Here is a 13,090-nt window from a genome sequence, read left to right as displayed (position 1 = left end):
GGCTACCACCAGATACCCACGACTCAACACTAAAGGAGGCGCGGACAGGGAATCCCGAGTCGTGCGGCGCACGACGCGCTATCCCTCCCGGCGCTAAAGCAACCGGGTTTCCCGCGCAAAATCTGATGAAAGAGAGGACGCTCAGCGATTGGGAACTGGTCTACCATGAGTGGAACCCGGCGGAGCAGCCCACCCGTGAAGCTCTGTTGACCCTCGGCAATGGCCATTTCGCAACGCGGGGGGCGGTGGAAGAATCCCCGGCCGGGGGGGGCCACTACCCAGGCACCTATCTTGCGGGAGGCTTTGATCGCGCGGAAAGCGAAATCGGCGGAAAGATCATCGAAAACGAGGATCTGGTCAACTGGCCTAACTGGTTGCCTCTTTCCTTTCGCTGCGAGGATGGGGAATGGTTCGATCTGGCCAGTGTGACGCTTCTCGACTACACCCATTGGCTGGACCTTTACCGAGGAATCATGCATCGGAACATTCAGTTCAGGGATCGATACGACCGTGAATTCAAACTGGAAACCCGGCGCATCGTTCACATGGACGACCCTCATATCGCCGCCATCAGCTGGGTGCTAACCCCCCTCAACTGGTCGGGAGCGGTGGAGGTGAAGTCAGCCATCGACGGTCGTGTTACCAATAGCGGAGTGGCCCGTTACCGGGATCTCAATGGCAGGCATCTGGCGGTGGAGCAGACCGGGCACGTGGGGGAGGAGGCTATTTTTCTCACTGCCAACACCTTGCAGTCTCGAATCCGCATGGTTCAGGCGGTCCGTACCCGAGTTTGGGTGGATGACGAACCCGCCGCTGTCGAGCGGCGCACCCAGTCGGAGCAGGACTGGATTGGTCAATCTCTCTCACTTGTGGCGGAAAAAAACAGGCCGATCAGGGTGGAGAAGGTGCTGTCCCTGTACAGTTCCCGAGACCTCGCCATCAGTGAACCCGTTTTTGAAGCCTGTGAGGATATCCGCCATGCCGCGGATTTCGATGTTCTGCTCGAGCAGCACCAACGGGCATGGCAAAGGCTGTGGCGCCGGGCTGATCTGACGCTGGTGGGCGAAGAGTGTAGCTATGCTCAGCCCGTTCTTCGCCTTCATCTTTTCCACCTGCTGCAGACCGCCTCCATGCATACGGCGAGGCGGGACGTGAGCATTCCCGCCCGTGGGCTGCACGGAGAGGGCTATCGCGGACACATCTTCTGGGACGAGCTGTTCACCTTCCCCTATTTCAATTTACGACTTTCTGCGCTTACCCGGGCCCTGCTGCTCTATCGCTATGAACGTCTGCACTGGGCGCGCCGGGCGGCGAGGGGGGCCGGCTACAAGGGCGCCATGTTTCCATGGCAGAGTGGCAGTGATGGCCGGGAGGAGAGCCAGGTTCTGCACCTGAACCCGAAATCGGGGCGCTGGATTCCCGACAACTCCCATACACAGCGTCACGTGAACGCCGCCATTGCCTACAATGTGTGGCAGTATTTTCAGGCCACCGGCGATATGGAATTTCTCTCGCTGTACGGTGCGGAGATGCTGATCGAGATCGCCCAGTTCTGGGCGAGTATCGCCACCTATAATCCTGGCCGCGAGCGCTATGAAATACGCGGCGTCATGGGCCCGGACGAGTTTCATACCCACTATCCCGACAGGGAAGAGTTGGGCCTGGACAATAACGCTTACACCAACGTCATGGCCGCATGGGTCCTGAAGACAACTTGCGCCATGCTGGAGATGCTGGGGGAGGACCGGCAGGCAGAGCTCCTTCAGCTTCTGGATGTTTCCTCCGAGGACCTGCTTCGCTGGCAGGATGTCAGCAAACGGATGTACGTCCCCTTCCAGTCGTCGGGACTTATCAGCCAATTCGAGGGCTGGGACAGCCTGGAGGAACTGGACTGGGACAGATTGCGGGAGAAGCACGGTGATATCCAGCGTCTTGATCGTATTCTGGAAGCGGAAGGTCGAGATTTGAATCGCTACAAGGCCACCAAGCAGGCCGATGTATTAATGCTGTTTTTTCTCTTTTCCGCCGAGGAACTCAGCGAAATATTTTCCCGTCTCGGCTATGACTTCGATCCCGCCCGTATTCCCGAAAACGTCGGGTATTATCTCGACCGAACGTCTCATGGCTCCAGCCTTAGTCGGGTTGTCCACGCCTGGGTTCTGGCGAGAACGAACCGCGATCGCTCCTGGAGCTTGTTCCAGGAAGCGCTTGCCAGTGACCTCGACGACGTTCAGGGAGGTACCACCCAGGAAGGTATTCACTTGGGCGCGATGGGTGGCACGGTGGATCTGATGCAGCGGTGCTATACCGGTATTGAAATGCGTGACGGGATACTTTGGCTCAATCCCCGTTTGCCGAAGGAGCTCAAAGAGCTGAGTTTCTGTGTCCACTACCGGTGGCATTGGTTGCACATCCAGTTGGACCACGAAACGATGACTGTCAGGTTTGAGAGAGGCTGGTCCCGCACTGCTCGAGTTGGTTTTGGCGGTCAGGTACATGAAATGTGTGCTGGGGACCAGAAGCGTTTCAGCCTCAATGAGGAGAAGCCCTCGTGAGATTTTATGTTTCCTCGCCAGCCGGCAGTGGTGAAAATTCAAAGGGCAGCTCCTTGATTGCCTGCCGATAGCGCTGCAGCATTTCATGTTGGGTTTTGCCTGCAACATTCACTTCTGCGAGAACATAGCTGTATGGGTCCTGGTCTGGGAGTTGTGACAGTCGCATTCCCTGCTGTGCTTTGACCACTACTTCCGTATCGGGCTGAGACTCGGCGAGACGCAAGAGCTGATCGGCATCCGGTGTGAGGACAACGACTGCATCCTGCTGTGTGTAATGCCGTAGCAGAAATTTTGCGGCATGCTTATAGGGACCGGCGCGATGCTGAAACTGGGGGGTATCTCCCAAGGCTACGTGCACTGCTACCTCGTGATTGGACATACCATCTACCATCTCGAACTGGTAGGAATGAGACTGGGAGATTCGAGGGTTAATTTCGATAATCCATAAGGCGTCTTTATCTTCGTCCCAGAAGAATTCCATGTTGAAGCAGCCATTGTCGAAACCGATCTGGCGGAGCACTTTTTCGGCCATCTCAATAGCGCGATCTTGAATCCGGCGGGGCGCTTGAGAGGGATATTCATAGCGCAGGAAGCTCTTGTGGTTTTTGTCCCGAACCATGTCCACCACGCCGTGCACATGAAATTCTCCATGCTGTACATAGCCTTCTGGGGCAAACTCCCAACCATTGACGAAGTTTTCGGCAATGAGGTAATTACCGTCAACATTGCCTAGTTCAGGTGGCAAATTCACTTTTTCCAGAAAAGTGTTGAAGGGATCGCCGATGCGTCTGATTTTCTGTTTTATGATTTCCAGAGCGTGATGAAGGTCCCGCGTATTGTTGATGCGAAACCCCAGGGTAGAGCCATATCCCTTGATCGGCTTTATCCAGAAGGGATAATTCAGCGTGATTTTGTCAAGCGCATTTTCGTCGAAGGGGTCGACAGCGCAGAAGCCCGGCGTAGCTTCGGGCACTACTGCTTGTTGTTCGAGACGACTCCAGTACTTGTGAGAACACTTGAGTACAGCCTCCAGAGAGGGCGACAGCAAGTCGAACTCAGCGCATAAAATTGCCGCCATGGGCATGGCCGGAAAATCCCAGTGGCAGATAATGGCGTCCACTGTCCCGTCGAACCCACGCAAGACGTTGCGCGCTTCTTCAAGTTTGTCATCAATGTAGAAGTTTTGCTGGTGTATTATTTCGTCCGTGCGCAAAAGCGGGTGGAAGCAAAAGGCGTCGGCATCGGGTATCTTCACGAGATCCTGAGCATGGCGTTCATCATATCCAAGAACGAATATATTTTTCTGACGTTGATCCATGTTTTCCCACTCCTTTTGATGCCAACCAAGTTTCGCACTTGAAATACATCCTTACAGGATTATAGAAGACAGGCATAGAGAAGACATAATGGGGCTTATTTGATGCGAATCGTCACCTTTGCGACGATGGATTCAACCTTTTCGAGATCCATGAGCTGATTGCCCGGCGTGCTGACCTTGGCGGCAGCGGCGGCCACACCATAGGGGAATGCCTCGGCCACCGTTTTGCCACAGTCGAGCTGGTAGACCAGAGCAGAAACGAAGCTGTCTCCGGCGCCGACGTGACTGATCACTCGGGTCTCGGGAGGGCGGGCGTGAAGCTTCTCACCCGCACTGGAGGCAAGCAGGGCACCGTCAGCATCCAGAGTGACAATCAGGTTGTCGGCCAAACCCTGGTTCACCATTTGCCCCATTGACCCCAGAATGCTGGAGTAGTCCTCGGGACCGGAATATCCAAGGTCGACAAATTCTCTGAAGTTGAGTTTGGTGAGATAAATGCCCTTTCCACCGGAGGGGGGTAGGGCCTTGCCGGACGTATCCAGTATCACCCTGGTTCCTCCATCGACGGCCGAGCGTGCCAGGTTGCCGTAAAAATCATCCGGCACACCACCCGGAAGGCTGCCGCTGAGCACCAGGTAGTCGGGCGCTGGTTTCAGTGCTTTGAACGTATCAAGGCACCGCTGCCACTCGGATTCCTGCAGTTCGGGGCCGGGAAAAACCAGATGAAAGAGCTTGCCACTGGCCTTCTCTGTGACCGCAAGGCTTTGACGGGTCTCATCCTCGATGTCGACGCAATGCACGGAAAACTTCTCGCGGGCCAGGAGTCGTTTCAGCAACTCACCCTGCAGGCCGCCTGCGGTGAGAATCGCCACCACATCTACGCCGAATCGGTGCAGGTTACGGGCTACATTGATGCCACCTCCGCCGGGTTCATGTGCGATGTTGCGGCAGCGGGTCTTGCCGTTCTCCACCAACTCCCCGGTTTCTGCGAAGAGGTCGACGGTTGGATTCATCGTCACTGTCGCTACGTTACCCATAGCTCATTCCTCCAGTTGCTCGAAATAGGACAGCTTCCATTCTCCAATTCTCCAACGGGGCTTTTCAGTTCGCTTCAGTCCCGGGCCATGGTTTCTGAGAACCGGTAGCGCTGTGCTTTGTGGGCAACAAGATCATGGAGAAGGCTCAGGACAAGGGCCGTGCCCGTTTCTACAGCGGAATGATGCTGCCCGGACTGTTGCCAAAGGGCATGCTCTGTGGTGTGACAGATCAAGGGTGGGCGATGCACCGGCACGCTGGCCATGACCAGACCGTTGCGGGCCTCATGCAACTCCGAGAGGCAGCCGGCAGATTCGGGAAAATCGCCAAAAATCATGGTGGTACGGTGGCGAAGGTCGGACAGGGAGTCGACCTGCCGGCACTCAAGCAGTATTTCCAGTTGATACATCACCAGCAGCGCCGTTCTGGCGCTGTATTCGTGGCGCTGCTCGGCCACTTTCAGCAGGGTGAATAGCACCTTGTTGATACTTTTTATGGCGGTATCGGTCCGGCTGCTTTCAGTACCTTCCAGCCAGCCCCATACTTCTTCAAGGGACAGCATTTTTAATGGGGGCCACTGGTTTTCCTGTGAAGCTTTCAGGGCACCGTAATAAATTCTGGAATCGTAATTCTGCGCCTCGTACTTGTGGGCACCTTCGCCGGCAAAGCGGGTATCGAGAAGCTGGATGGCGCCGGGTCTGAACAGATTGACCGCCATCACCAGCTGCTGGATAAAAACCGTGGCCACCTGGTAACTCTCTTCCTCCGTCGTGGTGTGATCCTCCGCAGAGACGGTAACGACTAGTCTGGCCGTGATGGCTTTGGCAGGGTCGTCCACATGGGCCAATTGGTGCCTGGAGAACGAGCCAGACTGGTCCCTGGCGTTTTCCATTGCTGCAATCAGTTCTCTGGCGTCCAGGCCGACGCGGTAGGAATCCGCCAATCCGTTGAGCTGGCGCTGGGCGGTAAAACGCAGATTCGCGAAGAAGGCATTGGCCCGGTGCCAGAACTCGATGATCTCACGGGTCTCCTGTTCGTTACCTGGCGGAATCGCATTGCCGACCTGCAATTGAATGGTTGCCGATGACGTCATAGATAACTTCCTCCTGTAATAACTCACTGAGTATCAGCTTCTTGCCGACTGGCACTTGGATTTGGCGTTTTACGTGATACCCGATTTTCACTACCGGATTGCTTTGCTTCAACATTACCCATGGCAACGCGGTAGCAATGAAAACATCAACGGCCCTGTGCACCTCGGCGCAACCAGTCATGTACGAAGGCAAGCTTGCGCAGTGCCACATCGGACAGCACAAAAGGATAGAGGTCCGACAATCCCATGGAGCGGTTGACATGATTGACCCCGGCAACCAGTGACGCTGCGATATGGATCAGCCGCTCGGCATCCGGCTCGGCATAGGCGTCCCAGCCCGGATGCGGCAACTCCGGCGAGGATAAACCTGCCGCGACAAAGCTATCGGTAATGTCGGTCAGGTGTAGCAAATGTGCGGCGGTTTCTGCCCAGTCCTCATGGGGGTGTGCGGAGGCGTAGGTCGTCAAGAACCTTTGCCTCCAGTCAGGTGGCGGGCCGTCATGGTAGTGACGCTGCAGGGCGGCAGGGTAGTCCGTGCGCTCGTCACCGAACATCTCTCTGAAAGCATCCAGAAAGTCATCACGCAGGCTCAAGCGCCACCACAACATATGCGCAATCTCGTGGCGCATATGACCGATCATGGTGCGATAGGGCTCTTCCAACGCCTCGCGCCGAGTAGTGCTTAGAACCGGGTCTGCCTCAGCCACGCTGATTGTCACCACTCCTCCCACATGCCCCATGGGTACCGGGGTTGCACCTTCGGCAAGCATGTGAAATACCGGGGGCGCACCAGGATCCTCTGGCCGGAACCAATGCCAGCGACCGAGATTATCGATCACCCAGCGCTTGGCAGCCTCGGTCTGTGCCCAGTTGGGGATTGCGTTGGGGATCGAGGGGTCGGGGGCCAGCGCCGTCATGGCGCAAGATCGACAGAAAGCACCCTGTTGAGGAGCGATCCAGTTGCAACCGATGACCTCACGGTTAGCGCAGAAAGGCGGTACGGGAATGAACGCCCGCGCCTGCGGGTCGTAAGCAACCGGGAAGCCACCGGCAGTAACCAGATTATCAAACCAGAGTGAACCGGAACCGACCGGGTTTGAAAAAACTCGCATAAGTCAGGTATCTCATCAGAGAGGAAAACTTAGTGTGGGAGCGACATTCCTGAAAAGTCTAGACGTTTATACAACGCTATGCTGGTCAATAAGGTAGCTCACAATTTTTCATATAGCAGATATATGTAGTTCCTGATGATCAAATTAGTTATAGAAGTTCTAATCTCTTGGCAGCGAGAAAACCTCTACAGCCATTCATCAGTAATCCTACAGCTTAATTGCCATTTGTAATGAAGTCGTCTAGCTTGGTCATAGGGTGGGGTGCGCTTGAAACTTCCCTAGTGCTGGCTTACTCAACCGCCTCTAAACAATATTGACTGAGGCTCAATTTACCTGGTGCGCTCCAATGTCGGCGTAGCCAGTCTGGGTTAACCAGCAAGGAGAACATCGAATGTCGATAACATCAGAGAAGCAATTACCCGAAGCCGTAGCAGCCTGGCGTGATCCGGAAATGGACTCGGTTAAAGGAACCGAGACCCCCAAGGATCCCAACAAGGGTTACATTGCCCTACTTGGCTGGAGCGTCAATGCGATCAAGGCTGCGCAAAAATTCGACCGCCGCTATATCGTCGTTGCTCCGGATTGGGCTGCTGATTTCTGCACCGCAAACAACATACCTTTCATCCCATGGGATTTTACCCGGTTGAATGACCGGTCCATGGAGATTGCTAAAAGGCTTAAGGAAGAAGGCGTCGATGTCGCCATACCGCTATTCGAGGAAACTGTCGAGTGGTCCGGTGCCATCAACTCTGTCCTCCTCGACAGTCCGCGTATGTACGGGCAGTCCATTCTGTTCCGTGACAAGGCCCTGATGAAGCGCCGTGCTCAGCTTGGTGGTATTCGCGTCGGGATCTTCGAGGAGGCACACGAGAAAGAAGATATCATTCGCTTCATGAAGCGCGTCAATCAGACGCTGCTCAAACTTGATGGCGACCCGGACGACCCGATTCACGTCAAGGCATTCGACAAGGCCGGTTGCCTTGGCCATCGAATGATTCGCAAGATAGAAGAAATTGACGCCATTCCGGCGGAAGAATATCCCTTGCTGATGGAAAGTCATCTGGATGGCTGGGAGTTCGCCGTTGAGGCCTGGATTCACGATGGCAAAATCAAGTTCCTCAATATTTCTGAATATGTAACGTTGGGATATTCGGTGTTCGTGCCCGCAACCGAGCAACTCGAGAGCTGGCGCAATGCGATCACCAAGCAGATCGAGTTGCTGATCAAGACGTTCGATATCAAGTTCGGCTTGATTCACCCCGAGTACTTCGTCACTGCAGACGGCGAGATGTACTTTGGTGAGGTCGCTTACCGTCCGCCCGGGTTCAAGGCGTTCGAGCTTATCGAGATGGCTTACGGCTTCAATGCCTACCAGGCGTCGATGCTGGTGTTTGATCCTAAAAGCACCAAAGAGGAAGTCGATAACTTCTTCCCCCGCGAAGTGGTCGACGCCAAGGGCTACGCAGGTTGCTTCGGGGTGTATCCAAGGCGTCGTGTGGTCAGCAAGTTGGAAATGCCCAAAGAAACCATTGAACATCCCTATTTCGTGTCACACGAATTGCATGAGCCGACAGAAGAGACGGTTCCTGACCGGTCGGCCTTCGGCACTCATTGGGGGCTGGTTTTCTTCTTTGGTGACGATCCCATCAAGATGCGGGATCTGCTGAAAGCTCAGGAAGAACTGGATTTCTACGTCTAGAGAGATTCGACAAAGTAAAATGTTGTCTACGTTCTGACTGAAAAGCGATGTGCGGCAGTATCCGGGGGGCTCTCACAGCAACAGCAACAGGTAAACGAATTACTGTATGTTTACAATGACAAGCGTGAAAGTCGCCCCGAATATCGCAAGCGCAAGCAGTACCAGCAACCCGTCATGCACCACTAGCGCAAGCCCGAGTGTGAGCAGCGCCAGGCCGGCAGCCGAGGATGAAAATGGCACCAGTTCCATGAACGGCATGCACAGGCCGACGACGACACATAGTGCGGCAATACCGTAGTCGCCGCCATTATTCACCAGAAACGTCAACCGGGGCTTGAGAACCCTATCTATGCCTTGCGCCGGCTTGCTGAGCCAGTCCAGCGCCTTCTGCAGTTTGCCGCGCCCAACCGAGCGATCGAGGATGTAATGTGGCAACCAGAACTGTTTTCGGCCCATCAGCATCTGTACTGCTATCAGCAATACGAACGACGCCATGAAGATCGTCATGCCCGGCACGCCACTCAGCGGTGAAAAAAGCGTGATACCGATGAGCATCAACAGCGGCCCAAAAGAACGACTGCCAATCGACTCGACGACCATCCCGATCGAGACCTGATCGTTGTTGCGTGCCAATCCGCCAATTCGATCAAGCAGCTGTTCGAGGTTTTGTAACGGCTGATTCATCGAGGGTCTCCATGGAGAAATCAAGCGCCTGACGGGCGGATTGATGGGATTGGACGCCTATATCGCGACCTTGAGGTGACCCTGTCTGGAAGATCCAAAGCCATTTCCTACGTAGGGCAGCACTTTACGGAACGATAGCCAGAAAACAACGAGTTTCCAGAAAAGAAATCCCTAATGTCTTTATCGACCATCGCTATCAAGCATTGGCCGTTGAGCAGGCATTCACGGGCTCGAACAGGGTAATTGTCGTTGCAGTTGCTGGCGGGGATTCGTGCCAGGCGTATCCGAACCCGAAGCAGAGATACCCCAGCAGCATTGGCATTAGCGCCATGTAAGAGTTAAAAGTAGAAACCATCAAGGAGCTAGTGGCGCAAGTCGAACCCGTTAGCTATCTGTTTTTGTTGGTTCTTTCTTGATTTTGTCTGTTTGTCACTTCCGATTCGGGAGTGACGTCTTGGCTTTTTTAGCCTTGCGTTCCAATCTTAGATAGACGACGCAAGCCACGGTCAAAGGCAACAGAAAGTAGATGGCACGATAACCAATCAAGGCGGCGAGCACATCGGTGGTGGCCACGTGATGTTGGAGCAAGGCGATAAACACTGCTTCAAGCACGCCCAGACCCGCAGGAATATGGGTCACTGCCCCCGCGATGCTACTGATGAGCAGAATGCCGAGAATATTGGGGTAAAACACATCCTCGGGTAACAGAAGATAGATCAGTGAGGCCATCAACGACCAGTTCACTGCGCCCAGGACAGCTTGCATCAATGCCAGCCGGAGTGAGGGGAAAATGATTTCATGATGCCGCCATTTCCACTGCCGGCGTTTGGAAAAGCGACAGGCAGCCAGATAAACAAAGGCAGCAGCCAACAACCCGAAGCCAATCAGTTGTAACCCCATGGTGCCGATTTGCCAGTTGACCGGGAAGGGGACCAGCCGCAAGGAGAATATGGTGCCGGCCAATAGCATGTAACCCAGCCAATTGGTGATCAAGCTCAAGCTCAGGATACGGGTCACCGTTCCTACGCCCAGCCCCAGTTGTGAGTACAAACGATAACGCAACACAACTCCACCGACCCAGGCGCCCAGGTTCAGATTGAAGGCATAGCAGACGAAAGCGAGGGGAAGTACATGTTTGGCCGGAAGCTTATGGCCGGTGTAGGCCTTGCCCAAGAGGTCGTAACTGCTGAATACCATAAAGCTGGCGGCGGTGATGCTCACTCCGGCCAGAAGTGTCAAAGGGCTGTAACTTCGCAACGTTGCGACCACCGTAGGCCAATCCACATTTCTGAGTAGCCAGAACAGCAATATCGGAATCAGAATAAAGAAAAACAGCGTCACGCCGCGCTTGAGCCAGTATTGCCAGGGTTTACGTGTGTGGGTCTTGTCGGTTGCGGGTGTTCTCATATCAATGCCTATTGCGGCTTCAACGCAGCTCATGCTTTTTTTTCGTCTGCTCCACGGGTAATGATTTAAGCTTTGGAGCATGTGCCGGGTGCCACCCCACCATGGTGGGAAAGTGGCGCAGAAAATGGAAACTAACCACCATCAAGGGGGCTCGCCACCAATGTCCTTTGCCAGCCTTTTTGGGGGTTATTTTTTGACAGTTCTTATCGATAAGTTCGGTGAGATGCTCATGTATTTCTTGATTGAACTTGACGTCGCGAATGAAAAGATTGGCTTCCAGGTTCAAATATAGACTTAGTGGGTCGAGATTGCTTGACCCCACTGTCGACCATTCATGATCGACGATAGCGATCTTGCCGTGCAGGGGACGCTCCGTGTACTCGAATATGCCTATACCGGCGTCAATTAAATAACTATAGAGCGAACTGGATAATTGCCGAGTCCAAGGCTTGTCCGGCCTCCCTTGCAATATCAATGACACCTTGACGCCGCGACGTGCTGCATTGCCTAGTTCACGCCATATACGATAGCTGGGGAAAAAATAGGCATTGGCGATAACTATGCGAGTAGTGGCCGAACGAATCGCCAGGATATATTGCTCTTCGATGTCCGTACTGTGGTTAGTGTTGTCACGAATGACCATGAGTATGTTTGCCTTTCCAACGGCGGACGTTGGCGGAGTAAGTTCCGGCAATTCCTGAACCGCCTGGTCTTCCAGTAGCAGCGCCTTGGCAGCGGCGCGAATATCCTCCACTATTGGACCACACACGCGCACGGCATAATCCTGTTTCCCCATTGGATACTTGTCAGGCAAATGGTCAGCGGCGAAATTGATTCCGCTGATATAAGCCACCTCACCATCCACTACGACAATCTTGCGGTGAAGGCGGCGAAACAGGTTAGTGCGCATGCCAAACCAGCGCGGCCGTGGATCGTAGGCATACAGGTTGACGCCCGCCGCCTTCAATTCCGCGATGTAGTCAGCATCGAGATCCGCTGTACCATAGCCATCCACGGTTACTTCAATTCGCACCTGCCTGGCCGCGGCTTCAAGCAAGGCGTCTTTCAACGCCTCTCCGACTTCATCGTTGAAAATAATGAACGTTTCGATCAGGATTTCCCAGCTAGCGGTACGTATGGCATCGAATACGCTAGGAAAGAATTGATTGCCGTTAATCAATAACTCGACATGGTTTCCTTCCTGCCATTTGAAATTCACAGACATATCTCTGCGATGAGCGGTACATGATCGGAGAGGTGTGACCAAGGCTTGCGGTAAAGTGCCTTGGGGTTGCGGGCAGAGGCATTTCTTACATAAATCCGGTCGAGGCGTAGAAAGGGCCAGCGTGCGGGAAAGCTTTTTGCAGACTGCCCGTAGTGCGAGGCAAACGCTTCATGCAGATTACATTCAGCCAGCACTTTACTGGCTTGCAGACGCCAGTCATTAAAATCCCCCGCGACGATGACCGGCTCATTTGGCGGTATCGAATCCAGCAAGTCACACAACAGCGCCAATTGCTCACGGCGATGCGTCTGGCGCAGTCCTAGATGCACGCAGATGGCGTGTACATCGGCCTCGCCCGGTACATCCAATATGCAATGCAGCAGGCCTCGCTCTTCAGTCCCGTGAATGGAAACATCCCTGTTTTCGTACTGCCGAATCGGAAATCTGGAGAGCAAGGCATTGCCATGGTCGCCCTCGGGATAGACCGCATTACGACCGTAAGCAAAATCCGGCCACATGCTATCGGCTAGGTATTCGTATTGCGTCACACCCGACCAGTCGTGATAGCGCATGGCATGTTCTTTATGTTCACCGAGAACTTCCTGCAGAAACAGCATATCGGTCGATAGAGTATTCACGGCATCACGCAGCTCCGGCAGGATGTAGCGGCGGTTGAAAAAATTGAAGCCCTTATGAACATTCAGCGTCATGACATGCAGTGTTTTAAAGCTCGCTGTGTGGTGCACATCCTGCTCGCTCATCGTTTTGCGCGGGAAACCCGGTTGCTTTAGCGCCGGGAGGGATAGCGCCTCGTGCGCCGCACGACTCGGGGTTCCCTGTCCGCGTCTCCTTTATGATTGGATTGTGGGTAGTGGGTGATAGCCGTAGCCATCACCGCGTTGCAGCAGGGTGCAGTAGCGCCAGGAGATACCCTGGACCGCGCCCTGTTCGGTCTGAATATT

10 protein-coding genes are annotated in these 13,090 nt (G+C 54.3%); 2 read left to right on the top strand and 8 right to left on the bottom strand.

Going from position 1 to position 13,090, the window contains the following annotated elements; translation table 11 throughout:
- Positions 1 to 125 precede the first annotated feature (125 nt).
- Positions 126 to 2,555: a glycoside hydrolase family 65 protein gene (locus DU506_RS19510; protein ID WP_114488533.1), complete on the top strand. Its 2,430-nt coding sequence runs from the start codon at positions 126 to 128 to the stop codon at positions 2,553 to 2,555.
- Positions 2,556 to 2,559: 4 nt separating this feature from the next.
- Here the strand turns inward: DU506_RS19510 and DU506_RS19505 are convergent, their stop codons facing one another.
- From DU506_RS19505 to DU506_RS19490, 4 genes are all read right to left on the bottom strand, one after another.
- Positions 2,560 to 3,873: an ATP-grasp domain-containing protein gene (locus tag DU506_RS19505; protein WP_114488532.1), complete on the bottom strand. Its 1,314-nt coding sequence runs from the start codon at positions 3,871 to 3,873 to the stop codon at positions 2,560 to 2,562.
- A gap of 95 nt (positions 3,874 to 3,968) precedes the next feature.
- Positions 3,969 to 4,910 (bottom strand): 1-phosphofructokinase family hexose kinase, encoded by a 942-nt coding sequence (locus DU506_RS19500; protein ID WP_114488531.1) that lies wholly within the window; start codon positions 4,908 to 4,910, stop codon positions 3,969 to 3,971.
- A 74-nt stretch (positions 4,911 to 4,984) separates the two neighbouring features.
- Positions 4,985 to 6,001 carry a hypothetical protein gene (locus tag DU506_RS19495; RefSeq protein ID WP_114488530.1) on the bottom strand — a complete coding sequence of 339 codons (1,017 nt, stop codon included), beginning with the start codon at positions 5,999 to 6,001 and terminating at the stop codon, positions 4,985 to 4,987.
- Between the two features lie 146 nt (positions 6,002 to 6,147).
- The gene (locus tag DU506_RS19490) at positions 6,148 to 7,113 is read right to left on the bottom strand and encodes a zinc-binding metallopeptidase family protein (protein ID WP_114488529.1); all 966 of its coding nucleotides are present in this window, start codon (positions 7,111 to 7,113) and stop codon (positions 6,148 to 6,150) included.
- A 391-nt stretch (positions 7,114 to 7,504) separates the two neighbouring features.
- On the opposite strand from DU506_RS19490, the gene DU506_RS19485 reads away from it, so the two are divergent.
- On the top strand, positions 7,505 to 8,812 hold the full coding sequence (locus tag DU506_RS19485; protein ID WP_114488528.1) for an ATP-grasp domain-containing protein: 1,308 nt from the start codon (positions 7,505 to 7,507) through the stop codon (positions 8,810 to 8,812).
- A gap of 99 nt (positions 8,813 to 8,911) precedes the next feature.
- Here the strand turns inward: DU506_RS19485 and DU506_RS19480 are convergent, their stop codons facing one another.
- From DU506_RS19480 to DU506_RS19465, 4 genes are all read right to left on the bottom strand, one after another.
- Positions 8,912 to 9,496 (bottom strand): exopolysaccharide biosynthesis protein, encoded by a 585-nt coding sequence (locus DU506_RS19480; protein WP_114488527.1) that lies wholly within the window; start codon positions 9,494 to 9,496, stop codon positions 8,912 to 8,914.
- A 429-nt stretch (positions 9,497 to 9,925) separates the two neighbouring features.
- A complete protein-coding gene (locus DU506_RS19475) occupies positions 9,926 to 10,903 on the bottom strand; it encodes a lysylphosphatidylglycerol synthase domain-containing protein (RefSeq protein WP_114488534.1) in 978 nt (325 codons plus the stop codon).
- A gap of 19 nt (positions 10,904 to 10,922) precedes the next feature.
- Positions 10,923 to 12,128, bottom strand: a complete 1,206-nt coding sequence (gene clsB / locus DU506_RS19470; RefSeq protein WP_114488526.1) for a cardiolipin synthase ClsB — start codon at positions 12,126 to 12,128, stop codon at positions 10,923 to 10,925.
- Positions 12,119 to 12,889, bottom strand: a complete 771-nt coding sequence (locus DU506_RS19465) for an endonuclease/exonuclease/phosphatase family protein (RefSeq protein ID WP_114488525.1) — start codon at positions 12,887 to 12,889, stop codon at positions 12,119 to 12,121. The genes clsB and DU506_RS19465 overlap by 10 nt, the downstream gene beginning before the upstream one ends.
- Between the last annotated feature and the right edge of the window lie 201 nt (positions 12,890 to 13,090).

This window comes from Vreelandella rituensis (genome assembly GCF_003336665.1).
Classification (GTDB): domain Bacteria; phylum Pseudomonadota; class Gammaproteobacteria; order Pseudomonadales; family Halomonadaceae; genus Vreelandella; species Vreelandella rituensis.
The sequence above is the reverse complement of the archived record's forward strand: the minus strand, read 5'-3'. Positions and strand labels throughout refer to the sequence as shown.